Below are 24,058 nucleotides of genomic sequence, written 5' to 3'. Positions count from 1 at the left end.
GGACTTTGGGGAGGTCCGCCGCAGGGCGGCAATATATTCCGTTGGGAGGACATATGCGTAGATTTATTCTGGCCCTGACGTCGGTAGCGGCGTTGGCTATGGCAGGCTCTGCTTCCGCAGAAGACTACAAGGTGCTTGCGCCTGCTGCTCCGGGCGGCGGCTGGGACCAGACGGCGCGCACGATGCAGAGCGCGCTTCAGGACGAAAAGATTTCCGGCAGCGTGCAGGTCATCAACGTTCCCGGCGCTGGCGGCACCATCGGCCTTGCGCAGTTCGTGAACCAGAACAAGGGCGATCCGAGCCAGCTGATCGTGGGCGGCTATGTCATGGTCGGCGCGATCCTGACCAACAAATCGCCGGTTACCCTGGAACAGATCACGCCGATTGCCCGCCTTACCGGCGAATATGAAGCCATCGTCGTTCCGGCTTCTTCCGACATCCAGAACATTGGCGACCTTGCCGCGAAGCTCAAGGCCGATCCGGGCTCGGTTTCGTGGGGCGGCGGCTCCGCCGGCGGCACAGACCACATCACCGCAGGCCTTTTTGCCAAGGCCGCAGGCGTCGATCCGACCAAGGTCAACTACATTGCCTTTTCTGGCGGCGGCGAGGCGCTGGCGGCCATTCTCGGCAATCAGGTGACCGTCGGCATTTCCGGTTACGGTGAATTCGAATCGCAGATCAAGGCCGGTACGCTGCGCATCATCGGCATTTCGAGCGACGAGCGCGTGGAAGGCATCGACGCACCGACCTTCAAGGAAGGCGGCGTGGACGTTTCGATCCAGAACTGGCGCATGGTCGGCGCGGCTCCCGGCATCACTGCCGAGCAGGAAGCTGCCATCAATGCCGATATCGAGAAGATGGTGAAGTCGGAATCCTGGCAGAAGGCGCTGAAGGACAAGGGCTGGGCGGATACCTACCTTGCCGGTCCGGCATTCAAGGAGCAGCTTGCCAAGGACGTTGCCGCGACTGAAACCATCCTCAAGGAAATCGGTCTCGTCAAATGACAGGATCAAACCAGCATGAAGAGCGCCGCCCCGAAAGGGCGGCGCCAGACCTCGCTGCACTCGTCATCGCTCTCGTTCTCGCAGCTGTCGCCATCGCCATTGCCTGGTCGACAACCTATGGCAACGATGTGACGAGCTATTCGCCGGTCGGCCCGAAAACCGTTCCCTATGTCGTCGCAGCCGGATTGTTCGGCCTCGCGATCTGGACCGTGTTCGAGGCGCTTCGCGGCGATTTCCCCGAACGTGAGCATCAGGAAATCGGGCCGATGGCCTGGATAATCGGCGGTCTGTCCCTCCAGATGCTGACGATGAAGACTGTCGGCTTTTCCCTGTCCACCGGCCTGCTTTTCGCAGCGACCGCACGCGGCTTCGGCTATCGCAAATTCTGGATCAGCGTTCCCGTGGGCATCGTCTTTGCCTTCGTGATCTGGTTCATCTTTGCACGCGGCCTGCAGCTATCGTTGCCGTCTGGCTGGCTCGAACAATTCGTTTAGAGCATTCCCCGTTTCGGCTGAAACGTCGGAAATGCCCTAAGTCCTCGTGATATCGCATTATCCTACGCAAAACCGCTTCGCGCATTTGCTGGAAATGCATTCTTGTGTTGTCGCATTATCCTACGCAAAACCGCTTCGCACTTTTGCTGGAAATGCTTTCTTGTTTTGTCGCATTATACCACGCAAATCGCTTCGCGCATTTGCTGGAAATGCTTTAAAGGCTGAGTGCCCTCATGGATACTGTCGCACTTCTCGCCAACGGACTTCTGGTGGCGCTTGAACCATCGAATCTTCTTTATGCGCTGATTGGCGTAACACTCGGCACCGCCGTCGGCGTGCTGCCCGGCATCGGCCCGGCACTCACCGTCGCGCTGCTCCTGCCCGTTACCTACAAGCTCGACCCTTCGGGCTCCCTCATCATGTTCGCGGGCATCTATTATGGCGGCATGTATGGCGGTTCGACCACGTCGATCCTGCTCAACACGCCGGGCGAAAGCGCCTCCATCGTCACCGCACTGGAGGGCAACAAGATGGCCCGGGCCGGGCGCGGCGGACCAGCGCTGGCGACAGCCGCCATCGGCTCCTTCATCGCGGGCCTGATAGCCACTCTGGCACTCGCCTTCGTCGCGCCATGGGTCGTGAAATTCGCCCTCTCCTTCGGGCCATCGGAATATTTCGCGCTGATGCTGCTTGCCTTCATGACAGTTTCAGCGGCCTTCGGCGATTCCACACTGCGCGGCCTGACATCCCTGTTCATCGGCCTTGCGCTCGGACTGATCGGCATCGACCAGTTGACCGGTCAGGCGCGTCTCGTCATGGGAACGCCGAACCTGCTCGATGGGATCAATGTCACCACATTGGCAGTCGCGCTGTTCGCTATCGGCGAAACACTCGCAGTCGTGTCGAAGAAGCTTCGGCCAGAAGATGAGGTCATCGCCGTCAAGGGTTCCGTCTGGATGACGAAGAACGACTGGAAACGCTCGTGGATGCCGTGGCTTCGCGGCACCGCAATCGGCTTTCCAATCGGCGCCATGCCAGCGGGCGGCGCCGATGTGTCGAGCTTCCTTTCCTATTCGGCGGAACGGCAGTTCTCGAAACATCCGGAAGAATTCGGCAAAGGTGCAATCGAAGGCGTGGCCGGACCGGAAGCGGCCAACAATGCTTCCGCCGCCGGAACTCTCGTGCCGCTCCTGACGCTGGGCCTGCCCACTACGGCCACGGCTGCAATCATGCTTGCCGGCTTCCAGCAATTCGGCCTGCAGCCGGGCCCCCTCCTCTTTGTGACCAATGCCACGCTGGTTTGGGGTCTGGTGGCGAGCCTTCTCGTCGCCAACCTCATGCTGCTGGTTCTCAACCTGCCCCTCATCGGCCTGTGGGTGAAGATGCTCACCATCCCGCGTCACTGGCTTTATGCGGGCATTCTGGTTTTCGCGACGCTTGGAACAATCGGCGCGAATGCCTCCACCTCGATGCTGTTCGGCCTGCCGGTCTCATTCGAGCTGGGTCTGCTTCTGGCGTTCGGCGTGCTGGGCTATGTGCTGCGGCGCTTCCATTATCCCATCGCGCCGGTTGTCGTTGGTCTGATCCTCGGGCCGATGGCCGAGAAAAGCCTTCGTCAGGCATTGCAGATCAGTCAGGGCAACCCGATGGCCCTGGTACATTCATGGGTATCGATCGTGCTGATCGCGCTTGCGATTGCCGCAGTCGTCGTCCCGATGATCATGCGCCAGCGCGGCAAGGGCGAATTGCTGAGCCAGATGGCGACGGACGAAGACTGAGAAAACAAAAGCCCGGCACTGCCGGGCTTTTTACTCAGATACGCATACGCCTACTTGGATTGCTTAACCCTGGATGCGGCGGAACTGGTCAACGTCGATGCCAAGCGTCTCAAGGTCCTGCGCAGTGGGCTTCTGACCAGCGCGCACAGCGGCAGAGGCACGAACGGCGCTACCGAATTGCGCGAATGCACGACCGAAACGATTATTGAAGCGGGTAAACATTTTTTTCTCCATCGCGGACAGTTCTTCGTCCGCACTCATCAGATGGGGATCGTTCCGCCTGCTTAGAAGATCGCCCTTTGCATGCCAGCCATGCAGTTTCGGCATGTTCCTTTCCACCGGGCTTGATTGCAATCAATGCTGCCGGCTTGCTTGCTTGCGAAGCTCTTTTCAACCCAAAGGAAGGAGCCTTGGAATGTCGAATACCCCCCATACGCTCGGTGAAGAGTTTCCCGGTCAGCTCGAAGCCATCCATGCCCTGAAGGCAAAGAACGCGCGTTTTGCCCAGATTCTGGAAGAATATGATTCAGTGAACGACCGCATCCATCGGGCGGAAACGAAGATAGAACCGGTAAGCCAGGAAGAAGAGACGAACCTGCGCAAGCAGCGTCTTGCCTTGAAGGACCGCATTGCCGAGGCACTCGCCGAAGCCTGACCCATCCCTCAAAGGGATAAGGCCCGACGACAGCTCAGGAGGGCTTGCCCCCGACTTTACAGTCGACTTTGCTGTTGTCCGGGCCGACGGAGTTTTCCATCTTTCCCACCACGATCAAGACAGCGACGGCGATGAACGTCGCCATGATCGCGATATGCCAGAGGCCGAGACCGCTGGCGAGGCCGACGGAAGCTGCGAGCCACATCCCTGCGCCTGTCGTGATACCCGTTATTTTTCCACGTGCGAAAATGATGAAACCGGCCGCCAGAAAGGCAACGCCGCTGGTGATCGCCTCCACGAGACGCGAAGGGTCCATCCGGATATTCTGATCGTTGAATACCGGCACGTTGACGAGTTCCAGCGAGACGATCGTGAAGGTAGCCGAGGCGAGGCAGACGAGCATATGCGTCTTCAGTCCGGCTGGTCGCCTGCGCCATTCCCGTTCAAGGCCAATGATGGACCCGAGCAGGGTTGCCAGCAGCATTCGCGCCAGTACCACCGGCAAACTGACTATATTGTCGTGCGTGAATTCAGCCCAGAATTGTTCCCAGAATTGTTCCATGCCCGATAACGGGCATGGTGGGGTTTGGTTCCGCCGGGATTATTCGCTTACGGCTCACTCGGCCGAAGCCGGAGGAACTGTTTCAGTCGTCGCGGGCGGCAAGGAATTTTCGCCGTTCGGCGTGTTCTCATCGGGAGAAATGACGGCACCGTAGATTTCGACCAGCACCCAGACGGCCAGCGCCGCCGCGATACTGACCAGCAGCACCATGAGAACGGGCTTACCTTCACGTCCTTGCCTTGCCTCAGTCGGGTTGACCTGTTTCATGGATCAAATCCTCCTGTTGGTTGCAGCGGCTTTAAAACTGGCCGCTATAGACCTAATGGAAGGCTGGGAAATTGGTTCCAATTCAGCGAACCGCCACGCAGGCCTTGCGTGGGCGCTTCTCTAAACTCGCAGCTAATATGTGAGGGCAATGGTACGGTCGGTTGGTATAAAACCGCTTCCTTGTACATTGTTTTTGTTGCGTTATTTTCGTTACACGTCCGAAATTGTAGCACATATTGTTACACAGAATATTGCACGATTTGTAACACGTTGAGGTACGCAATTTAGCATCTTGACTGAAAACTCCGATGAGAACAAAGTAGGAACATATAATGAAAGCAGGAGAAACCTTATGAACGCTCTTGTCCAAAGCTATGACGCCGAAATCGAGGAAGTTCTCGCGTATCACGGCGGAGACGCGCACGCGGCCATTGAGGCGCTCTTGAAAGACCGCGACTTCCTCATTCGTGAAGTAGAGCTATCGCGTCTCGCTGTCACCCATGGCCAGCCTGTCGACCTCTTTAAGAGGGCAGCCTAATGAAAACGTTCCAGGTCGCACTCCCCGAATCTTACGCCTTGAAGTTTGCACGTCGCGAGGTGCATCGTGATGCTGATCGGCTCGGTGCTCGCCTGCCTCATCGCATGGCCCGCAAGTCTGGAGTTGGTTTCTGCGTTTTCAGTTTTCCTACCGAAAGGTGCATGAGCGCATTTATGCGTCGGCATGGCGGCAAACCGTTCGGCGATGGGAAATGGGAGAAGGTTCTGGTTCGATAAACCCGCGAATGCGCACAGGAAATCCACAGGTGATCCCATAAGTTTCCACAGCGCTGAGTTCGCGATTGACTCTCCTCTCAAACAAGAACATTTTAGGAACATCGGCGGGCGGCGCTGATGAAATCCAGACATGCTTGGTGGCGTGTGTGTCTGCTTCAATGGAGCAGAACAATGAGTACGGTTGCGCAGGAAAATGAATACGACGACGAAATTGAATTGGTTCTCGCCTACCACAAGGGCGATGCGCGAGCCGCGATAGAGGCGCTTCTCAAAGATCGGGATTTTCTCGTTAAAGAGGTCGCCATAGCCAGTATGGCTGTCAGTCATGGCTATACCCGAGGATGGAAGCCGACTGTCTTCGTGAAATGAGCGGCAGATCACGCGGCGAACCGCCGAAAACCCTGATTAATAAGCATTACCCGTTTCAGGTCGTATTGTATCTGACAGACGAATTACGCCAACGGCTTTTGGAAGTGATCGCTGATGAACATCGGCTGGGCGCCTATCACCTGCATGGCTACCAATATCATGAAGGATACCATTTCTCGATCGTGAAATTTTCGACGATGGAAGGCCAGCATGAGTTCATTCGGCTTTATGGCGGCGTGCCTTACGATCCGACGGACAAGAAATCCAAGCCGTGGGAGACGTATTTTGATCGATGAAAATACGACCTCCTTTTCTGCGAGAAATGCCAGCGTCGACACGGATCATGGATCTGGTCCAGTGGTACGAACTATATGGTTATTGCTGTCGCTGCGGACATATCGGATCGGTAGATCGGATGATCCTTCTTCGAAAGTTTGGAACACATACCTTCTTCATCGACCTACATGGACGCCTGAGATGCAAGGCATGCACAGCAAAGGGCGATGCGCAGTTTGGAATTACGAAGATGCCGAGGTGAGAATGGCCGAATACAAGAACGACAACGCCCAGGTTGCGAAAGCCGGAAGCCTGTTTGTGCACTGGTGTGATGCCAAAGGCTGTAAGGAGTGGGGAACCTTTGGTTATAAATTGTCGAATGGCCAGCTATGGTTCTGTCGCGCCCACAAGCAGGAAGGCGAGGATGCGCTGGCTGGACGCCGGAAATAACGGCGCTATTCTCTGCTACGAGGAGGAGCGCATGTGCAATCTATACAACATCACAACGACACATGAGGCCATGCGCCGCCTGTTCCCCAAGTTTGGAGATATGACGAACCGCATCAATCCGCAGATGGATATCTTTCCCGACTATCCAGCGCCAGTTTTGCGGAACATCAAGGGCGATGCGCCAGAGTTAGCAATGCTTCGCTGGGGCATGCCCACGCCTCCGATGTATGTGAAGGGCGAAGCGGACAGCGGGGTAACGAACATCCGCAATCTCACATCGCCTCACTGGCGGCGCTGGCAGAGCGTCGAAAGCCGCTGCGTTGTCCCGGCCACGTCTTTCTCAGAATACGGGCAAGAACCAGACCCGAAGACCAAACGAAAGCCGCTTCACTGGTTCGCTCTCAATGAAGAGAAGCCGCTCTTTGCGTTCGCTGGCATCTGGACAAGCTGGAAAGGCGTGCGGAAGAAGAAGGAAGGACCGGTTGAAGTCGATATCTTCGCGTTCCTGACCACTGACCCGAATGCCGTGGTGAAGCCGATCCACCCAAAGGCAATGCCAGTTATTCTCCGCACCACAGAGGAAATCGACACATGGCTGCGGGCTCCCTGGAACGAAGCCAAGGAAATGCAAAAGCCTCTGGCCGACGCTGATCTTATCGACCTGACGCCGAGTAATGACAACGAGGAAGCGCAGCCGAGTTTGTTCTAGGCGCCACTACAAGTTCGCAATCCCCGCCCTACCTTCGTCAAAAAATGAGGAAGGGTGCTTATGGCGAGTTCAAAGAAAATCTCCGGTCCGAAAAGCGACGGCAAATATCCTGACCGTAATATTGACTGTCAGACAGCAATCGCGTTCCGCGTCGTTGAACTGATCGAGGAAGCTGAAAACTCCGGCTGGACAGCCATCGAAGCCGCGAAAGCTATCCAAGAGGTGTCACGCGGACTGTTCGTCGGACACGCCGGCAAGGATCGAAACGAATAATTGGGAACAACCAGGACGCTGCCCGGTTTTAAAAGGTCTCCTAGAATAAAGTCGCGTCATCAAGAGCCTGCATGTTAACTGACGCTACCCCGCCTTCAATGAATAGGCGGGGTTCTTTTTTTTGAGCGACTGGGGGCTTTTGTGATTTGTATTAACGGCTAATAGCGCCCAAGGTTAACCAATAGTTGTGGGGGTTTCTACTAGCGCAAGCTAAAGGGAGACCAAAATGCCGTTTTTTAGCGAAGCGAGCCGCATATATAATCCTATTGAAGTGAATTTCATGCGAAGCTGCTTCAGTCACGCTTCAACCATACTTGAAGAAAGCGACCAAGATTACTCCGCTGCCGACCTGGCATCGTGCACTATCATGCTTTACCATAGTGGGCTCAGAGATCACGCTTATCTTAGTGAGCTATCAGCAAGGTTGGCTCACCAACGGTTCGAGAGACGCCACGAAATCGAACAATGTCCAGCTGCCAACAGCAACGGCCCAAAGCGGATGGCTCCTGCGCAATCCGTTGAATACGATCCATTCGCCTAGGCGGGAACAAAAGATCGAAGTTAGAGTTTCACGCGAGGCAGACTAAATAACTGCCGCAGCGCCAGCACATCCTGCACCACAACGTCGCTGACGCAGCCCTGCCGTTCCTCGCCCCTCGGCAGGGCAAGTTCTTGGGGAGGGGAATATGCCTTGGGGAAAACTAGTAGACGTTCAGCTTTACGGTATCGGAAAATACCGCGTGGTACCGGACACGCCGACAGCAGCGCGATGTCTGTTGAACGATTGGCCTGAAGGCGGACGCGGAAAGGAATACGAGGAAGCCTTGCAGGCTTGCCTGGCCGACCTTGAAGGGCTGCCCAACACCGCCAGAAAATCCTTCGTGAGAGCCGCCAAGGCGGCCGGACTGACAATCCGGCCCTTCCAGTGGCACTGAGATCGTTCAGGCTATCCGAGACGCTCTGAACGATAGCGCGAACCAAGTCGTGAAACCATCAACGGGAACGACGGTGTAACTTGGCATCGTCCTAAGATTCAGCTTGCTTGATAGGCTCGCACGTTGTCATGCCCCGTAAGGCAAGCGAAGGTAGTTCAGCGACCGACAGGAACAGTCAACGAAAAGGCTCCCAGCCAATCGGCAACCGACAAGAGCCAAGCGATCATCCCAGGGAAAACGAATACGAACAGAACCTGCTTTGTGTGCTCGATACGCGGTCCGAGTAGGGCGTGCAGGAAAAGACCCACGCCCAGAAGAACGCCGATGAAACAAGCCGCGCCTGTCATACCGAAGGAAGCACCCGCTATCCAAATCGATGCCATCAGATGCACACACATCCGTGCCGTCCAAACGTTCTGGTGTCCGGCACCGTTGATCGAGGCCATATCGACCATCGCGTCACTGAATAACCAGAGGTATCCGGCAAATTTGATTTCGACAGTACCGGGGAGCAGAGCCACCACCGGCACCAGCGCCAAGTGGTAAAGAAGGCCCATGCAGTCGCCTAAGAACAGGCTTTTATGCTTGGATGCGAACATCGCGATCCATCCGCACATCGAGAGCAGGGGAAGAAATTTAATGTAGTCGGTGAACATGGGACGTTCCTCGTCTCCGTGCCGCAGCACTTAGTTGACAGAGGCGCTCAGCCGATCCGACGATGCATCTAGGTGAAAAGACGCAGCATCGACGGGCGGGCTGTTACGCTCGCTTCCGTCGAGGTCCGCGGCCCCGCTAAGGGCTGGAAGAACCGTTCCGAAGAACAGTGGTCGGGGCTCACCAGATACCGACCTGCCATTTTCGACACCATTTATATGGACCGTGGCAACTTTGGCGTCAAGAATCGTGGGGAAATGCGGCCTTCCTTAGCGACTGCCGGTTGATGGGCCGTACCTTTCCAAGAGTAACGTAAGCTGAATCAAGCCATCCATGAGCCGATACGACCTGACCGACTTCTAGTGGCGCGTGATCAAACCGCTTTTCCCCGACAAGCCGCGCGGCGCGATATTGAAGACGTGCACAAACAGAGGCCGCCCCTCAGAAGATTGCTCATCGCGAAAACGTTCTTTTCATAGATAAGCACCCATAGAGTGCACGCTACTGGCTACGCTTTTCTTCTCGTTTCCAAAGTTTTGAGGCGTTCGGCGAAATAAATGATTTTGTTCAGGTCATACACTCGACTAGCCGCATCCTTTTCCCCAAACCGATAGCAAGCCTTAAAGATGTTGCCGAGCGCGAAGGACATGCCTTTGTGTTCGATCAGGTCGTTTAGCTCGGTCGCGTGAGGAGGTAGCTCGTAGTAGCTTGTGCTGCCGCCGTCGGAAGTGACGGGAGATGCGGATGCGCGAAGCCCCAGGTCTGTTAAGTGAACCGGCTTTGGCATGGGCTGCTTTCTGGTATCCAGTTCGCCACGAGCAATTTCACGGTCAATTCGTGCGTCTGGAACCATTAGACTTCCTCCCTCACATTCCGCTTCGGCTCTTCGAACTTCTCAGTCACCGGCCCGCCTGCAAGCAGTCCGCGAACTGACGAAAGCTTATCGCGAACAAGCGGGCGAAACCGACGCGCCGCAAACGGCGGGTTGTCATAACCGAACTGAGGGCAAACTCCTCGATCGACGCCTTTCAGCCGAACGCCGATGAAACTGCCCTGCGTGTAGTGTTCGAACGGGCCAATCCAGGCGATCTCGTAAATCTCGCCTTCCTTGATCTCCAGGAACTGCTCGAACCCGACGGAGCTATCGATGCAGACGACCTTCTGGCCTACGTGGAAGTTGGTCATGCCGCCGCCCTCCAAGCCCCTAACCGCCGAAATTCAATCGGCACGCCATGGCTACGCGCTCGCGCCGTTCCTTCCGCCATGCCTCGGCTCATCCCGAAATTCTCATAGACCACGCATTTCTCCGCCACCCGATACCACGCGAGTCCAGCCTCAATGCCGAGTTCTCGTTCATCAGGCCGCAAATCGTCCAGCACCTGCGTATGCAGCAAGTGGCTCGCAATCGGTGCTTCGCCTCGCCGCAAGCTGTCCAAAAGGCACGCGCGGGCGTATTTGGTGTTGCGCTCCACGTCGCCGCTGTAAGGGCTTTCAATGATGACGAGCGGCTTGCGTGCCTGTTGCTGGGCAACTGACACATTGTCGTTATAAGGTTTTGGCAGGCAACTTATAACTGCCCCACCGGCCCCCATCTGTCGTCCTTCAACCGCCGCTCGCGCAGCGCGGTCTTCTGCTTCTTCAAGCATGGTTTCTCCTCGTGTTTGTGGTGAAAGCGCCGCTCCGTGGGCGGAGCGGTGGTTGGTTAGCGACGGATTAGCTCGATCCAATGGGAGCCTTCCCCGTAAAGGCGGTTCATGCTACTAACCGTTTCGATAGCCACATTCTTCGTCATGCCGCCGAGATGCCGAAAATCGTGGCGGCCCTGAAGATGTACTCCGTTGGATTTGAAGTCCCACGCAATTTCGTATGCATTGATGCCAAGCACATCGCGCAGCCATTTAATCATGCCACCCTCCTCTCTCTCGCTACGTTATCATTTGCGGCCACCGGCATACGCGCCGCGCCCTTGACCATTTCGGGCCGTAGCGTCAGCCGGGAAACTTCACCGTGTAGCTTCGAGTAGGTGATAACCTTCGCCGATCTGCCTGAAAGCCAGCCCCCGCCAGCAGCATATGCGTCTGGAGCCGCCAGCGTTTCGTGGCGCTCGACATACATCAGTCCGGACTTGCGCCCTTCGTCGGAATGCAAATGGCCGATGTGCGCATAGGCATATTTGCTCCGGCCGTACATTTCTCGAAACATGCCAGCCAGCGTCGCATCGACATTATTGACGCCTCGCTTGTGGCCGTGATGCGCGAAGATCGCTGTTCTGCCCCACTCGTACGCGTAATAAAGGCTGGGCGAGTTATCGACGGTGATGCGGGGCTCGTTCTCGTACATCGCTGCAAGCATTTCTCGCAGCCATGCCGAAGAAGCCGGGTCGTGGTTGCCCTGGGCCATAATGATGTGCACATGCTGATGCTTCTGCAAGAGCATGTCGATCACACGCCGCACGGTGCGGATGATGACGCGAATGATCTTCTGCAGGCGTGAATCTGAATCCAGTACGTGCTTGCTGGCGGGCGTAACCGTTTCCATGCTGTCGTAATGAGCAAGGTCACCGAGTTGCGCCAAAACGGCAGTATGCGCGTCAGGCGCAAGATCAATCGCGGCAGCGAACCAGTCCGTAACAAGCTGCTCTGCAATCTCGATATCGTAATCAGCGCCGGTTTCTTCGCGCCATGCCAGCATCCCGAAATGAGCGTCCGTCAAGCAGAAGAAATTGAGAAGGTCGGCATTGGTGCCTCGCGGAGCGGGCATAATGCTGACACGAGGCAGGCTTTCGGATAGCGCCGACACCATGGCATCCAGCACTGCCCGTTGTTGCTGCGCGTCAGCCCGCTCCATAATGTGCTGCGTAATCACCCGACCTTCGGCATTAACGAGCGTCGTCTTGCCTTTGACGGCAAGGCCAGCCGTTGGCTCGTAAGCCGGGCCAGCCTCTTTCGTCTGGCGCATGTAAGTGCCGTTCGGCGTCTCGGTCAGGCTTTTGATCGCATAGCCGGGCAATGTCGGTGACGGACCCAACAGCCCAATCTCAGCGGCCCGCTTTATGCTTTCGTGGAACGCCGACTTCTTGATGCCAAGCGCAGCGGCAGCCTTAACCAGCGTACCGTGCTCGCGGTAAGCCTCGGCACGCCGCAGGAGTTCTTCGTGTGAAAGCTTCATCAACTTCCTCGCAATTCATGAATCGTCGGGCCTTTGATCTCTAATGTCGAAACAGGTCCGCCCGGCTTGTTGTCGTCGAAAACTCCGACAACCAATCGGCCCGTGTACCAAGCGAACGTATCCAAATCGGTACGGCCTGAGAAAAGGAGCGGGCCGTCCTCGAACTGATGGTGGCCATGAACGACATGGCGGCTGCCGTGCCCGCCCTCGTAGCCATCTGGATAAAGCATCCACTGCATTGTCTTTGGCGTTTGCTCATGCAGAGAAATTGTTTCATCCACGCCAGCATGAACAAACACCCGGTGTTCATCGACGTGAATTAGCGGCAGCGATTTCAGCCAATCGATGTGTTCTTTCGGAACAAGAGTGAGGGCGTCCGAAATGGAACCACCTTCCTTAGCGCCGTAGGACATCAGTGTTGCTCCGCCGCCGTTTGGCATCCACCATTGCGCAGCGAGACCAGTGGCAAAGAGGCAGGTCAACATGATTTCTTCATGGTTGCCCTGCAAACAAATCCAGCGCCAGCGTGCCGGGTCATCCGGACCTTTCATCAGGCGCTCAATGATTTGCGCACTCTGCGGCCCGCGATCGACATAATCGCCTGTAAATACGACAGTGCCGCCGGAGTGACTGCTTTGCTCGATACGTTCGATTGCGTCTAGCAATAGGTCGTACCGCCCGTGAAGGTCGGCAACCGCGAATGTTCTACTCATGCCTCACCTCGCGCTTTTGCGAGTGTCTTATCGGCGTAGGCCAGCCAACAATCAAAACCCGCTTGCCCTTCCAATCCTGCAAGGCGGCATTCTGTCGATAAACGGTGAAGAGCTTCAACCAGCCCCTCAATGAGCTCGTCGCGAGCGGCAAGCTGCCCCGCGGCGAACGGGCCAAACGCCAATTCGTTCATCTTGGCAGCCAAGTCAGGGTTTTCTTCCAGTTGCTTCATCGCCAGCGCGACATCAACAACTATGGGCGCACCCGCGCCCTGTCTGTCATGGGACATACAGTCTCCTCGTGTTTGGTTTGGTCGCCGTGGTGAGCGGCGCAAAAGGAAGGATGGAATGTCTCGATAAATGTGGTGTTAATGGCAGACTGCGGCATTTTAGAACTGCTTGGACAACTATTGGTAGTTGACGATTCGACCCGCCTCTGACAGCTTCTGGTTAACTTGGATTTACCGCTTTGGGGGACGGGACATGAGTACTTTCGAAGAAAGTCTTAAGATCATCGCTGATCGCGTGAAGACGCACTCAAGCACCATGGCAACGGAAGAGGCTGTCAAAACTGCAGTCGTCCTGCCATTCCTCCGCGCATTGGGATACGATGTTTTTGATCCCAACGAAGTCATACCCGAGTTCACTGCTGACGCTGTTGGTAAGAAAGGTGAGAAAGTCGACTATGCAATCAAAATCGATGATGAGATTCGGATTTTGATCGAATGCAAGCCGATTACCTTTACATTGGAGAAAAAGCATCTAGACCAGCTATATCGCTACTTCAGTGTTACAAATGCAAAATTTGCAATTTTGACGAATGGTCGGACTTTTAATTTCTACACCGATCTGGACGCGCCAAACAAACTCGACACACGACCGTTCTTTGTTTTTGATATTGCTGACTTTAACCCAGCAATTGCTGTCGAACTCAAAAAATTTGAGAAGGCCAGCTTTAACGTCGATAGTATTCTGGCGACTGCTGAACGATTGAAATACGCGTCCGGAATTAAAAAAGCCATCAACAGCCTGATCGAAGAACCCACCGAAGACTTCGTTCGTATTGTCGCCGCGGATGTTTATGATGGCCGTCTTACCGCTCCCGTAAAAGAAATGCTCACAGCAGTAACGAAGTCGGCTTTTCGTGACGTCATCATGGACGCCGTTAAGAGCCGTCTATCCAACGCGCTCGCGGGCACCGAAGAAGTCATGGAGCAAATCGAACAGCCCTCGGACGATCCGGAGATCGTTACGACAGAGGACGAAATTGAAGGCTTCATGGTTGTAAAGGCCATCTGTCGTGAAGTAGTCGCGGCAAAACGCGTTTTTATGCGGGACGCAAAATCGTACTGTGCCGTGCTACTGGATGACAACAATCGCAAGCCGCTCGTACGCCTGCACTTCAATCGTTCGACGAAGTATATAGGTATATTCGATGGAGATGCCGAAGACCGCATCATCATAGAAAGCCTCGATCAAATCTATGAGTATGCTGACCGCATCAAAAATGCTGCGCTGAAGTATACGCAGGTGCAGCCAGCATAGACGAGACATGGCTGATTACCGTCAGATATCGCAAGATTATGCCCGTGCGGCTGTAAATACGTCCGTTCTGTTAAATGGAGGTGGCGCCGTTGCGTTTATTAGCCAACTCGGATCGCTTGTAGCTGCGGGTTTTGGGCCAGTGGTGTTCTGGCCCTTGGCTCTCTGGGCGACTGGCGCTTTTTTCGCCGGGTTGACTTATCCCCTCGCTTTCCTTTCCACGCGGCATGTGGACAGAAGTGAGCGGTCGAGCCTATCGCTCGTTAAAGACAAAGAAACTCTGATCGCTGATCGTTACATGTACGGAGGCTTAGCAATCTGCATCGGATCACTAATCTTATTTGGGTTAGGATGCGCTCGCCTCGCTTATGAATTCAAACTACTTTTTGGCTGATCACACAATCCCCCGCCTCGGCACCGCGAGATATTGCCGACGCCCTGCCCACCAGCTACAAGCGCGAATGATTTCATTTCCTTGGTGGGTTGCCGCCCTCGTCTATATGTCAATCTACTGGCCGATTACCGTGATGATAGCGGCGGCTATAGCCATAACGGCATTCGTGGGAACGAAGAGCGTGGGCTGGCGCGCTTTCTGGAGTGTTCTCGCATTCCTCATCGTGGCGCCAGTTATCTGGTTCTACACGCTTGCATAAATAGGAACCACGGCCCAGCGGGGCTGATAGCTCTCTTTAAGCCGTCTGCATTCACATGATCCGGAGAGCGCTTGAACCTGAAAAGCAGCTGTTAGCTGCTCGCGCCTCGAACTTCCCAAAAACAAAAAGAGCGGCCCGAAAGCCGCTCTCTCAAAAACTGGTTACTTGGCCCATCGGCCTTCGTACTTAAACTCGGTGGCCTTTTCGAGCTGTTCCTTGGTGGCGTTCATTTTCGCCGACCATTTCTTATCATTCTCAGAATAGACAATCTCGATGGCATCCGGATCAACGACTACATACTTTTCGCCGACGCCCAAAAAGCCGCCAACCGATACGATATAGCCTTCGACGTCACCGTCGCCCATCACTACATCCTGGATCTTGCCGATGCTCTCATCGTTAGAATTCGTAACATCAAGGTTAAGAATATTACTAGTAATAACGTCGGTAGGCTTTGCAGTAACAAATACCTCTTCTTGCGTTGCGGTAGCGCTCTGCGCATTTGCAAAAGAAACAAGTGCAGCAGTTGCAACAGCAGCTAACAAAATACGACGCATATTTTATTCTCCATTCATATTTGGCATTTGCGAACGTATAATGCGCATGCGGTATCTTTTGTTCCCACTTCTTAGGAATTAATTTCTACTTCTCGCCGATTTTGGCTGCATCAGATTATCAATCCGCTCGGTAAGCCCGTCGATACGGTGTGCCACGCTTTCGATGGCCCGCATGATCTGGGACGTCTGTTCCTGCATGCCCGCCTTGGTGGCGAATGTCTCTGCCGCGCGCAGCTTGTAGTCGGAAAGCTCCTGCCGCGTCAGACTGGCAAGAGCGGTCGCAGCTTCGGCCTTTGCCGCGTTGCGCGTCTCAGCTTTCGCTATCTGGTTTTCGACGTATTTCCAAAGCCCAAACAGAAAGCCCATCAGCATCACGATAAAGCCGACAACGGCCATGATTTCAGCGCCGGTCATCCAATAATCCCCCTTGCTGCCACACCCAGCCACACGTAGGCCAGCCATACCTTTGCGTAGGCATACCGAGCGCTCACGGCCGCACCCCGCACAGCTTTTCCAATTTGGTGTTCTCTGCGAGGATCTGACGTTTCGTGCCGTCGGTCAGGCTGTCTTCAACACTCGGGCGGACAGGCCGCGCGACGTCGCAGTAGCTACCGGCTGTCACGCATCCACCGAGACAGAGCAGCGTCAACATTACCGCCGCCAAGCTTGCTGGTTTCATCTTCAATTTTCCTTGCTTTGTTGGCAGCCTTCAGTCGGTCGGCGGTAGCGGCAGACGAGTTGTCCGCCCTGCCCTTGAGGTAAGCGCCCGCCAGAATCGCAAGGGCCGCAGCGATTGCCACGGCCCAGCCTGTGATCTTGGAGCGGAGTGTTAGGAGCCAGGTCATGTTGGCACTCCCGTCAGCATGATGGACGCACTGCCGTCGCGTTCGCGGCGGATCAGATAGCCATCGCGTGTCTCGGTAATTCCCTGAGCGAATGTCAGCTTGGCGTCGCGCCATTCGCGTGTCTTGGCGCCGTACTGGACCTGCGCGGTATCAGCGCAGGTGTCGTATTCGACCACTACCGTTATCTTGCTCACACCGCCACCCTCTTCAGTTCGAGCCTGCCGCTCTTCCAAAGCCAGAAGCCCGCGCCTGCAGCGATCAGCAAAAGCGCGACCGTCGCGAATGCCCACGGGTTAGCCACAGCGCCGATGAGGCTGGTCGCCATCGTGCCCGCACCACCGGTCAGCATCACCTTCACAGCAGGGCTTTCGAGCAGAGGCACATCGTCAGGCTTGCCGTCTTCGGCAACGGCCGGCTTCATTTCGCGGGCAGCAATGAGGCTATCGAGGAAGTTGCGGTAGTAACCGGCAATGAGGCTGGCCTTATCGCTGCCGTTGACGATAGCGCGGGCGCCTACAGGGTCTTCCTTGCCGGCGCCGAAATAGTCAGCCAGCCTCTTGCCAGTGAACTTGCCGTTGATCATCCCGTCGAACAGGATGCGAATAGCCGTGGCCATCTCCAGCGCGGCGTCGGGGTTATCGCCAAGGCCGTACTTCTTATAGTTGTCTTTGCCGGTGATCTGGGCCAAGGCGCGACCACGGAACCGCCAGCCGTCGTTAGCGCCGGTATTGCCCATGCGACCGCCATAGACCTTATTGGCGAGTCCCTGCGGGTTTCGCACATAAGGCTGGGCGCTCTGCACAGTTGAGAACCGCGACGGCCACGTCTTACGGATCTGCGCAACAGTTGTGTAATTGAGGTTTTCCTCGATCGGCTGCATCTTTCCGCCGGTCTCATGGAATGCCGTCGCGAGCACGTAAGCCGTCTGCTCGTCAGGCAGGCCTCGGCGCTCAGCTTCGGCCAAAATGGCCGACGTGCCGTCGACCTGCGCCTGGCTCAAGCGCCCGCCAAAAGGCGCGCGCCTCGCATACGCGAAGAACGTTGTTTTGTTCATGGGGATGTCCTGTAATGGAGTTGGCAGCTCAATCAGTGCTATGCGAGCACGGTTCGTTCTGAGGCGTAATGCCAATTGATCGAACGGAAGCGCTTCCCGTTCGTTATTCCGATGCCGTTAATCTGATCATCGGAGGAATGGCTATGATTAGAAATGGTTTCGACATGCGCCGGGAAAGCAACATGACGTGGTGCGTCTATGACGTATTCAACGGCGAGATTGTCTCTATCGATGGCCACAAACAGTCCGGTCTCAGCGAGAGTGATGCCAAGGAGGCCGTCGATTTGCTGAACCGGAAGTATATCGAGCGCCACCAGGAATGCGGGTCTGGTCGACTGCCTTGAAGACATCACGGGATCATGCGCTTTGTTAGCGTAATTGAGCCACAAGCCAGTGTTCACCGGCGACGAGGCGCTGTACAAACCCACCGGTAATTGGCGGGCGATATGAACCACTGAATGTTGGATAGACAATGTACAAATCTGCAGCTTTGTCAGCACTGATAACCGTATTGGCCTCCTCTCTTCCTGTACATGCACAAAGCATAGAAATCGGCCCAAATGGCATCCGCTTATTAGAACCCGAAAGTGATCGCCCGCGGTATCGCGAGGGTATCAGCGAACGTCGTGCAGCGCGCATCGCTCAGAGAGAAGGTATGGACGAAATCGACAGCGTCTCACGTAGACGCAATGTCTACATCGTCCGCGGAGTGGATCGTTACGATGATGAAATGCGGGTAGTCATCGACCGGTATTCAGGCGAGGTATTGCAAGTTCGCTGACAAACAGCCCCGGCTAGTCCGGGGTTTTTTCTTGAGGACTCTTACGTCGATGGGTTGCCTGACGAACGAGCAAGGGGCATTACCGCCTGACCCCTTCCCCAAGACAAAGGTAGTTCAGCAAATGCTAGTAAGATGGTCCGGCTTCGGAATGGTATCGGTTTTTGTACTAATCGCAGGGATGCTGGGAGCGACTTTCCTGCTGCGGCCCTATTTCATGCAGAGCATGGCGCTTCATCCAGCCGCTTACGTCGCCAACGGTATCGGTCTAATCGTCGGCGCTGCTGCAAACCTTTTTCTGGTTGCAGTTTTCAGAAAGATTTCCGCCGAAACGTATCATAGCTTCATGGGCATCAGCATGATTGGTTGGTCAGTCATCGGCTTAGTCGGCGGGGCTGCGCTCGCGGCTTACGGCTGGACGCTTTAAGCGCCGCGCCAGTAGGCACGGTTTTGTCCATTGGTGGTTTCCTTATTTTGTGAGATGATCGATTAGCGCTGCTGAAGCCCCCGCTTCAATCATGCGCGGACCCCGGTGATCGCGACACGGCACCGGGGTTTTCTTTCGGCTACATACGGATTGTTTACAATCTAACTTCTAAATGTCGACTGGGCGCTTATCGTTGCTTTCAGCTAGATTTCCCAAGGCGCCTGCCCCGGTTAATGAAACCTTGCCGGGGCTTTCCATTTGAATGAACATTCTCGCTCCTCTTGGGTTAGCCCTTAAGGAGGTACCAATGGGCTCATTCATTTACGGTCACATCGAATGGATATTCTGGGCTTTCATGGCGCTAGCTGCTGCCATCGTTATAACAGTCTTCTTTTATTATGACGGGAACGGAAACCGACGTTGAAAAAACCGCACCGCATGCAGGGCGGATCGTCAGGTTTTCGGTATCGGTTAGGCAAGTGAGAGAAGCTCAGCCGCCCTTTCTTCTCCGAATAAATCCGTCGCCATCTGAACGAGCAGAGGCCAAAGCTCATGATCGGAGCGGAAGGTGCTTGCGGTCAGAAAGATTTGCCGGGTGCGGAACGGCTGAGTTGCCATCGCCGCGTTGACCTGTTCCGCCTCGGCATCAGTCATGCGCTCCCAGAGCGTGACGGCGGGTATGACCACAACCGACGGACTTTCAATGGCCTCCGGTGGCGGCGGAGTTGTAAGCGTGCCATCCGGTGTTTGCCACAACGCAATACGCCGTGCATCTGCCCATTGTTCGTCGGTAACAGGAACCGCATCCAATGGAATATCAGAGTTCCGGTTTCCGTCTTCGGTCGGCGGATAAGTCACCTCGTCATAATAGAAGAGCGGGAAACCTTCCGGGCCGAACTTGATGAATTTGTACTGCATGAATGCTCCTTAGATCAAAAAGCCCGTGGCGAAGTTTCTGAAGGCCTGCATCATCGGATTGCCTTGTACAGCGTCCAGAACGAGCTTGAACTGGACGGTTCCACCTGCGGCAAGCTGGAGTGCTGCGGAAAGGGTACCGGCGCGATAATACTGCTGCACACTCTGCGGGTTCATGGGATAAACCATTTCAGAATAGACGCTGCCATTGACGAATATCTGGACGATAAACTGCCCTCCGTATCCGTCCCCCATCGTCGTACCCATGGAAAAGAAATACATTCCGGCTTCGGGAGCCGTGAACGTTCCGCCACTCCAGCAATTGCCAACGTTCAGAGGAGATGCCGTGAAGCTGAGATTGGTCGTGCCGTTATAAACCAGCTGATTGGCAGCCAGATGGGCTTTGAAAACTGGTTTACCTGCGCTGATTGTTCCACGCATCGCGGGTACTGTCTGATCATCGAGAAGCGTTCGTGCAGCGGACGTCAATGGCGTGAGCGCCGCACTATCGTCAGCATTAAAATATGGCATCTGGTTTGCTGAGGCCGTGCCAGACAAGTTCATAAGTGCAGTCGCTGCGGCAGTGGTGTCGGATAACTGGATATCCGCGTTCGCGTCCGTTCGCAGGAACTTGTTAGCCGCAAGCGCGACCGCTTTAAGTGCTCCATCTGCATCCGTCTGCAATATCTGGCGCGCCGCCAACGTCAGCGCCGCCAGCTTGTCGAGACTGCCGTTCGGGTCTTGAACCAAATCGGCCAACTCGTATTCGCCAGTTGGCCCGCCTACAGGCACCTTGCCTTCCTCGACGCCCAGTTCTGCAATATTCGACAGGACGCCATTGCCGAGCAGTTCAATGAGCATCGTCGTCTGGGCGGTAACACGTGCACCATCCGGCAAATAACGAGCCCGATATGGCGCGTTTGTCAGGCTCGTGCCAGTCCATGGTTCGGTCAGGGTCAGCGAAGTATTGCTATCGACGCTGGCGATGATTGCCGTCAGGTTCTGGATTTGCAGCGTATCGCCGGCGCGGAAAGCCGCTGTCGCGAACATTGTCCCGGTGCCGGTGACGGTCGTTGAGCCATTGGCGAGCGTTATCGTCCCGGTCACATAATCGGGCAAAACAGCCATGAGTTATCTCCCCGCGCAGTGAACGCGGTTTCTTTCGGTTGGAGTTTGTAGAAGGTCAGCGCTTCCAGACGAGCGCCCGGATAGTCCCGGAGAACGCGCTTACGATGGGAATACCGGTGCCCGCATAGCGGAGTTCGTAATTATTGTTCCCGCTGACCGCGCTCGTGTCGATCATGGTGATGTAGTCTGAGAATGTCGCGCCATTGGACGAAGGCGATTGCGCCGAGGCCACCGTTACCCCAGTTGTGACATTGATCAGACTGATGGTGACAGACGAGTTTGACGAGCTTGTCCACGTGATCGACCAGCCGAAAGTGATCAGACAGGTATTCCCCTGCGGATTGATCGTCAGAAGACTACAGGCCGGGGTGTTCTGATTGCCGGGGTTGGGTGATGATCCAGAAGCATTGAAGACTTGTGTCACAGACCCAAAGTCCAGATTGCTGGTTTTCACCTGCAAGTTGCCAATCTTCGCGGAAGTGATTGTAGCATCCCCGATTTGGGCAGTGCCGATCTGGACATTGACGATCTTCGCCCAATCCATGACGAAGCCTTCGCCGTACATAACGTTGTTCTGGATGACGAATGGCTTGAAGAACTCGGTGCCGTTCGAGAACACGATCTGTTCCGCTATCAGGGCAATACGCGCCTGGGTGCTGGTCACATCAAGGAAGAGGCCTGCGCTCTTGTAGCTGTCGGTTGTTCCACCGCGGACTTCCATGCCAATGCGGGAGTTCCAGCCGCTCGGTGCCACATAAGTCCCCATACGGAATGTCGCGTTCGCAGACACTTCACCGATATTGGACGATAGCTGAGTGATAAGGTTGGCTTGCGCCGCCACATCATCCTCGACGCCATCAACGCGGACTTGCAGCAACTGAATAATGCTTGCCCCGGTATTGTCCCAGAGCTGGGCATTGATCCGGGTCAGCTGCTGGCCAATGGCACTATTCGGACCCGTGGCAACGATGATATCCTCCTGCCACATCGCCTGCGCATTGCCAAAGGTGCTCGATAGCTGGCGGGTCAAACGCTGGATGTCCGAATAGTTGCTGTTGTGATTATCCGCCGTCAGGGTAGCAAGTTCTTCAGCCTGCCGGATCAATTCGCGAACCTGCGGCCCGATCCAGCCGAGATAACCCTTCAGGTCATCGGCCAGTCCCTCATAATCGATAGGGTTCTGGTCGCCCTGCGCGTTCAGGGTGCGGAACGGTTTTGCCGCCGACCAAGCCACAGACCGTCCATTATCAACACGCAAGCGCGTGCGCACAAACCAATCTGTGAGCGAAGTCAGGCCTTCGACCAGAAGAACATTCACAACATCCCAGGTGACGAACCGTTTGAACACCTGGCTTGGATCGTTTGCGGGCCAGTATTCGATATCAACACCGACGACCGAGATATCATCAATCGTATCCCAGAGCAGCCGCGCACCCGGCAACTCTCCGGCGCCGTCTGCCTTAACGATTGTCGGGATAACATCGAAGTTCTGCACCTCGGCCAGATACTGCGGTGGTGGAACCACGATAATGACAGGCGGATCAGTTTCGTAAGCCGTCGGGTCAAAAACGCCGTTGCTGATCTGTTGCAGCGCAATCGAAATATCACGAGCGCCGTCGGTATTGATCCCGCCAAGCTGCCGCGTCAGAACCTGATATGTGCGGTCTCCATACTTGGCACTGTTCCAGCGAACCCACCGGCCTTCCTTGATCGTATCGAGGAATTTCGGGTGAACGACGATTTCAGCCGATGCCTGATAACGAGCGCCACGAATGGCGATATCGGCCAGCCTGTCTACCTGCCGCACATCGGTTACGGCAGCGTAAGGAATGGCACTGGCTAGCGTTTCCCGATCTTCAGCCAGCGCCCCTTCATCGATACGGGTTGCCGCGTCCTTGGTTTCGTAGAAGTCATCCGGCGAGACATAAGAGGCCGCAACGGTATTGATGAGTTCGGTACGCTTGCGCTTGGCACTGAACCGCAACGGTGCACCGCGCTTGATATCGTCGTCGGTGATGGTTGCAACGATGGCCTGCGGAGCGCCAGCAATCGGAAATTCGCCGTCAACACGCTCCACCCACGAGCCGCACATGGCTTCAAGGATCGGCGTCAGGTTCGCGTCGTGATTTGCGCCGGGGCCGTCCTTAGCAATCGCGTGAGCACGATAACGCTTCGAACCGTCCGACATGACTTCGTCGCAGATGTTCGCCGCCTGGGTATACTCCGCCAATGGCAACCGGCTGGCACGAACGGCCTTGCCGACCATGCGCTGCGAGCCGTTGAAAAAACCGCGCTCCAGATTGTAGATCTGTACGACCGGATTATCGGAATATTCCCACGTGCTCTGATCGTCCCAGCGATGCGCGCCTGATCCGCCCATCGTGCTGTCTTTGCGCCAGTCGTAAAGCGGCGCACCGACGACTTCGAACAACAGCTTTGCCGGTGAAGTCAGGCCGTCGCCGTTCTTGCGAAGCTCGGAAAACGCGACGGCATAGGCAACGCCTGCACCACGATGGTTTGCAGTCCACCGGCCAGCCGGGCGCGCATTGTTGATCAGCGTCGGCTCTGCCTGCTGATCCATCGTGCCGTAGAAAAACTTGACGCGGACATTATCGTGATCGTCGCCGCTTGTTCCTTCATTCGGCACAAGCCAGTAGCCGTTGGCGTCCTGCTGGCTCAAGATGCGCCATTGGCCATTGTATCGAACACGCGGAACAGCCGTGATGCGGAAGCTCGACAGAACGAACACGTCCTGTATCAGACGCCCACCCGACCCGTAGCTGTTGCGGTAAATGTGATGGCCTTCAGTCGCGCAGGTACCGAGAATGACCGAGCGCGGGATATTGGCGCCGTACTGGGTTTCAAGTTCCGATGCGCGGCTCTGGGTCTTCGGAGGAAAAAGCGCATTGACCGCATATTTGAGTGCAATGCCAAAGGCGGTCTGCGCGATACCGGCGAGGATCGGGCTTGCAGCAGCCCATGCCGCCACGCTCGACACAAGACCGCCAATCGCGGTGAAGATAGGCGCTAAAAATGGCATGCGACAGCCTCTATCGGGCGCAACAAAAAAGGCCCGCCGCT

General features: G+C 55.7%; 35 protein-coding genes. 16 read left to right on the top strand and 19 right to left on the bottom strand.

Annotation, left to right across the window (positions count from 1 at the left end):
* Window positions 1–53: 53 nt before the first annotated feature.
* From ACS5UA_RS07680 to ACS5UA_RS07670, 3 genes are all read left to right on the top strand, one after another.
* Window positions 54–1,004 (top strand): Bug family tripartite tricarboxylate transporter substrate binding protein, encoded by a 951-nt coding sequence (locus ACS5UA_RS07680; RefSeq protein ID WP_006471974.1) that lies wholly within the window; start codon window positions 54–56, stop codon window positions 1,002–1,004.
* Complete coding sequence (locus tag ACS5UA_RS07675) at window positions 1,001–1,498, top strand: tripartite tricarboxylate transporter TctB family protein (protein WP_443101247.1); 498 nt, start codon at window positions 1,001–1,003, stop codon at window positions 1,496–1,498. Before ACS5UA_RS07680 ends, ACS5UA_RS07675 begins: the two co-directional genes overlap by 4 nt.
* A gap of 233 nt (window positions 1,499–1,731) precedes the next feature.
* Window positions 1,732–3,276: a tripartite tricarboxylate transporter permease gene (locus ACS5UA_RS07670; RefSeq protein ID WP_006469180.1), complete on the top strand. Its 1,545-nt coding sequence runs from the start codon at window positions 1,732–1,734 to the stop codon at window positions 3,274–3,276.
* A 63-nt stretch (window positions 3,277–3,339) separates the two neighbouring features.
* Here ACS5UA_RS07670 and ACS5UA_RS07665 read toward each other — a convergent pair whose 3' ends face one another.
* The gene (locus ACS5UA_RS07665; protein ID WP_075041846.1) at window positions 3,340–3,603 is read right to left on the bottom strand and encodes a hypothetical protein; all 264 of its coding nucleotides are present in this window, start codon (window positions 3,601–3,603) and stop codon (window positions 3,340–3,342) included.
* An 88-nt stretch (window positions 3,604–3,691) separates the two neighbouring features.
* Here ACS5UA_RS07665 and ACS5UA_RS07660 point away from each other — a divergent pair, with 88 nt between their 5' ends.
* The gene (locus ACS5UA_RS07660; RefSeq protein ID WP_006471972.1) at window positions 3,692–3,931 is read left to right on the top strand and encodes a YdcH family protein; all 240 of its coding nucleotides are present in this window, start codon (window positions 3,692–3,694) and stop codon (window positions 3,929–3,931) included.
* A gap of 34 nt (window positions 3,932–3,965) precedes the next feature.
* Here the strand turns inward: ACS5UA_RS07660 and ACS5UA_RS07655 are convergent, their stop codons facing one another.
* Window positions 3,966–4,493, bottom strand: coding sequence for an MgtC/SapB family protein (locus ACS5UA_RS07655; protein ID WP_006469183.1), 528 nt, complete (start codon window positions 4,491–4,493; stop codon window positions 3,966–3,968).
* Between the two features lie 54 nt (window positions 4,494–4,547).
* Window positions 4,548–4,760: a hypothetical protein gene (locus tag ACS5UA_RS07650; protein WP_063621138.1), complete on the bottom strand. Its 213-nt coding sequence runs from the start codon at window positions 4,758–4,760 to the stop codon at window positions 4,548–4,550.
* A 352-nt stretch (window positions 4,761–5,112) separates the two neighbouring features.
* Between ACS5UA_RS07650 and ACS5UA_RS07645 the strand changes: the two genes are divergently transcribed.
* The 7 genes from ACS5UA_RS07645 to ACS5UA_RS07615 all read left to right on the top strand — a co-directional run bounded on the left by ACS5UA_RS07645 (window position 5,113) and on the right by ACS5UA_RS07615 (window position 8,546).
* Window positions 5,113–5,298 carry a hypothetical protein gene (locus ACS5UA_RS07645; protein ID WP_063621140.1) on the top strand — a complete coding sequence of 62 codons (186 nt, stop codon included), beginning with the start codon at window positions 5,113–5,115 and terminating at the stop codon, window positions 5,296–5,298.
* Window positions 5,299–5,705: 407 nt separating this feature from the next.
* Window positions 5,706–5,903 (top strand): hypothetical protein, encoded by a 198-nt coding sequence (locus ACS5UA_RS07640; RefSeq protein ID WP_063882901.1) that lies wholly within the window; start codon window positions 5,706–5,708, stop codon window positions 5,901–5,903.
* Window positions 5,876–6,199 (top strand): hypothetical protein, encoded by a 324-nt coding sequence (locus ACS5UA_RS07635; RefSeq protein WP_128005841.1) that lies wholly within the window; start codon window positions 5,876–5,878, stop codon window positions 6,197–6,199. The genes ACS5UA_RS07640 and ACS5UA_RS07635 overlap by 28 nt, the downstream gene beginning before the upstream one ends.
* A 244-nt stretch (window positions 6,200–6,443) precedes the next feature.
* Entirely contained in the window at window positions 6,444–6,629 is a 186-nt protein-coding gene (locus ACS5UA_RS07630; RefSeq protein WP_025089967.1) for a hypothetical protein, read from the top strand.
* A 31-nt stretch (window positions 6,630–6,660) separates the two neighbouring features.
* The gene (locus ACS5UA_RS07625) at window positions 6,661–7,338 is read left to right on the top strand and encodes an SOS response-associated peptidase (protein ID WP_350303271.1); all 678 of its coding nucleotides are present in this window, start codon (window positions 6,661–6,663) and stop codon (window positions 7,336–7,338) included.
* A 60-nt stretch (window positions 7,339–7,398) separates the two neighbouring features.
* Window positions 7,399–7,611 (top strand): hypothetical protein, encoded by a 213-nt coding sequence (locus ACS5UA_RS07620; protein WP_006471965.1) that lies wholly within the window; start codon window positions 7,399–7,401, stop codon window positions 7,609–7,611.
* Between the two features lie 686 nt (window positions 7,612–8,297).
* Window positions 8,298–8,546, top strand: coding sequence for a DUF982 domain-containing protein (locus ACS5UA_RS07615; protein ID WP_350303266.1), 249 nt, complete (start codon window positions 8,298–8,300; stop codon window positions 8,544–8,546).
* A gap of 155 nt (window positions 8,547–8,701) precedes the next feature.
* Here the strand turns inward: ACS5UA_RS07615 and ACS5UA_RS07610 are convergent, their stop codons facing one another.
* From ACS5UA_RS07610 to ACS5UA_RS07575, 8 genes are all read right to left on the bottom strand, one after another.
* Window positions 8,702–9,202: a hypothetical protein gene (locus ACS5UA_RS07610; protein WP_006471964.1), complete on the bottom strand. Its 501-nt coding sequence runs from the start codon at window positions 9,200–9,202 to the stop codon at window positions 8,702–8,704.
* 506 nt (window positions 9,203–9,708) lie between these two features.
* Complete coding sequence (locus tag ACS5UA_RS07605) at window positions 9,709–10,053, bottom strand: hypothetical protein (RefSeq protein ID WP_006469195.1); 345 nt, start codon at window positions 10,051–10,053, stop codon at window positions 9,709–9,711.
* Complete coding sequence (locus ACS5UA_RS07600; protein WP_006471963.1) at window positions 10,053–10,385, bottom strand: hypothetical protein; 333 nt, start codon at window positions 10,383–10,385, stop codon at window positions 10,053–10,055. Before ACS5UA_RS07600 ends, ACS5UA_RS07605 begins: the two co-directional genes overlap by 1 nt.
* The gene (locus ACS5UA_RS07595) at window positions 10,382–10,846 is read right to left on the bottom strand and encodes a DUF7768 domain-containing protein (RefSeq protein ID WP_350303265.1); all 465 of its coding nucleotides are present in this window, start codon (window positions 10,844–10,846) and stop codon (window positions 10,382–10,384) included. Before ACS5UA_RS07595 ends, ACS5UA_RS07600 begins: the two co-directional genes overlap by 4 nt.
* 56 nt (window positions 10,847–10,902) lie before the next feature.
* Entirely contained in the window at window positions 10,903–11,106 is a 204-nt protein-coding gene (locus ACS5UA_RS07590) for a hypothetical protein (RefSeq protein WP_443101246.1), read from the bottom strand.
* Entirely contained in the window at window positions 11,103–12,368 is a 1,266-nt protein-coding gene (locus ACS5UA_RS07585) for an oxidoreductase (RefSeq protein WP_350303264.1), read from the bottom strand. Before ACS5UA_RS07585 ends, ACS5UA_RS07590 begins: the two co-directional genes overlap by 4 nt.
* Window positions 12,368–13,081, bottom strand: a complete 714-nt coding sequence (locus ACS5UA_RS07580) for a metallophosphoesterase (RefSeq protein ID WP_313709208.1) — start codon at window positions 13,079–13,081, stop codon at window positions 12,368–12,370. Before ACS5UA_RS07580 ends, ACS5UA_RS07585 begins: the two co-directional genes overlap by 1 nt.
* Complete coding sequence (locus ACS5UA_RS07575; RefSeq protein WP_350303263.1) at window positions 13,078–13,368, bottom strand: hypothetical protein; 291 nt, start codon at window positions 13,366–13,368, stop codon at window positions 13,078–13,080. The genes ACS5UA_RS07580 and ACS5UA_RS07575 overlap by 4 nt, the downstream gene beginning before the upstream one ends.
* Before the next feature lie 193 nt (window positions 13,369–13,561).
* On the opposite strand from ACS5UA_RS07575, the gene ACS5UA_RS07570 reads away from it, so the two are divergent.
* Together ACS5UA_RS07570 and ACS5UA_RS07565 are read left to right on the top strand one after the other, a co-directional pair.
* Window positions 13,562–14,623, top strand: coding sequence for a type I restriction endonuclease (locus tag ACS5UA_RS07570; RefSeq protein WP_122003688.1), 1,062 nt, complete (start codon window positions 13,562–13,564; stop codon window positions 14,621–14,623).
* A gap of 458 nt (window positions 14,624–15,081) precedes the next feature.
* On the top strand, window positions 15,082–15,273 hold the full coding sequence (locus ACS5UA_RS07565) for a hypothetical protein (RefSeq protein ID WP_162997429.1): 192 nt from the start codon (window positions 15,082–15,084) through the stop codon (window positions 15,271–15,273).
* 161 nt (window positions 15,274–15,434) lie between these two features.
* On the opposite strand, the gene ACS5UA_RS07560 is transcribed toward ACS5UA_RS07565, so the two are convergent.
* The 5 genes from ACS5UA_RS07560 to ACS5UA_RS07540 form a co-directional block, all read right to left on the bottom strand.
* The gene (locus tag ACS5UA_RS07560) at window positions 15,435–15,830 is read right to left on the bottom strand and encodes a PRC-barrel domain-containing protein (RefSeq protein WP_025089957.1); all 396 of its coding nucleotides are present in this window, start codon (window positions 15,828–15,830) and stop codon (window positions 15,435–15,437) included.
* A gap of 78 nt (window positions 15,831–15,908) precedes the next feature.
* A complete protein-coding gene (locus tag ACS5UA_RS07555) occupies window positions 15,909–16,244 on the bottom strand; it encodes a hypothetical protein (RefSeq protein WP_350303262.1) in 336 nt (111 codons plus the stop codon).
* A gap of 194 nt (window positions 16,245–16,438) precedes the next feature.
* Window positions 16,439–16,675, bottom strand: coding sequence for a hypothetical protein (locus ACS5UA_RS07550; RefSeq protein ID WP_350303261.1), 237 nt, complete (start codon window positions 16,673–16,675; stop codon window positions 16,439–16,441).
* Window positions 16,672–16,869: a hypothetical protein gene (locus ACS5UA_RS07545; RefSeq protein ID WP_350303260.1), complete on the bottom strand. Its 198-nt coding sequence runs from the start codon at window positions 16,867–16,869 to the stop codon at window positions 16,672–16,674. The genes ACS5UA_RS07550 and ACS5UA_RS07545 overlap by 4 nt, the downstream gene beginning before the upstream one ends.
* Entirely contained in the window at window positions 16,866–17,729 is an 864-nt protein-coding gene (locus ACS5UA_RS07540) for a chitinase (protein ID WP_350303259.1), read from the bottom strand. The genes ACS5UA_RS07545 and ACS5UA_RS07540 overlap by 4 nt, the downstream gene beginning before the upstream one ends.
* 143 nt (window positions 17,730–17,872) lie before the next feature.
* Here ACS5UA_RS07540 and ACS5UA_RS07535 point away from each other — a divergent pair, with 143 nt between their 5' ends.
* The 3 genes from ACS5UA_RS07535 to ACS5UA_RS07525 all read left to right on the top strand — a co-directional run bounded on the left by ACS5UA_RS07535 (window position 17,873) and on the right by ACS5UA_RS07525 (window position 18,934).
* Window positions 17,873–18,073 (top strand): hypothetical protein, encoded by a 201-nt coding sequence (locus ACS5UA_RS07535; protein ID WP_063882922.1) that lies wholly within the window; start codon window positions 17,873–17,875, stop codon window positions 18,071–18,073.
* Window positions 18,074–18,201: 128 nt separating this feature from the next.
* Window positions 18,202–18,510, top strand: a complete 309-nt coding sequence (locus ACS5UA_RS07530; protein WP_266019067.1) for a PepSY domain-containing protein — start codon at window positions 18,202–18,204, stop codon at window positions 18,508–18,510.
* Window positions 18,511–18,658: 148 nt separating this feature from the next.
* Entirely contained in the window at window positions 18,659–18,934 is a 276-nt protein-coding gene (locus ACS5UA_RS07525; RefSeq protein WP_025089950.1) for a hypothetical protein, read from the top strand.
* A 471-nt stretch (window positions 18,935–19,405) separates the two neighbouring features.
* On the opposite strand, the gene ACS5UA_RS07520 is transcribed toward ACS5UA_RS07525, so the two are convergent.
* From ACS5UA_RS07520 to ACS5UA_RS07510, 3 genes are read right to left on the bottom strand one after another with little or no spacing between them, the layout of a single operon-like run.
* The gene (locus tag ACS5UA_RS07520; RefSeq protein WP_244634782.1) at window positions 19,406–19,852 is read right to left on the bottom strand and encodes a hypothetical protein; all 447 of its coding nucleotides are present in this window, start codon (window positions 19,850–19,852) and stop codon (window positions 19,406–19,408) included.
* Between the two features lie 9 nt (window positions 19,853–19,861).
* On the bottom strand, window positions 19,862–20,977 hold the full coding sequence (locus ACS5UA_RS07515) for a hypothetical protein (RefSeq protein ID WP_350303257.1): 1,116 nt from the start codon (window positions 20,975–20,977) through the stop codon (window positions 19,862–19,864).
* 55 nt (window positions 20,978–21,032) lie between these two features.
* Window positions 21,033–24,017 carry a hypothetical protein gene (locus ACS5UA_RS07510; RefSeq protein ID WP_350303256.1) on the bottom strand — a complete coding sequence of 995 codons (2,985 nt, stop codon included), beginning with the start codon at window positions 24,015–24,017 and terminating at the stop codon, window positions 21,033–21,035.
* Window positions 24,018–24,058 lie beyond the last annotated feature (41 nt).

It is taken from the genome of Brucella sp. RRSP16, from assembly GCF_052246815.1.
In the GTDB taxonomy this organism is placed as follows: domain Bacteria; phylum Pseudomonadota; class Alphaproteobacteria; order Rhizobiales; family Rhizobiaceae; genus Brucella; species Brucella intermedia.
Note: the sequence above shows the minus strand (reverse complement) of the source record. Positions and strands in the feature narration are given on the sequence as shown.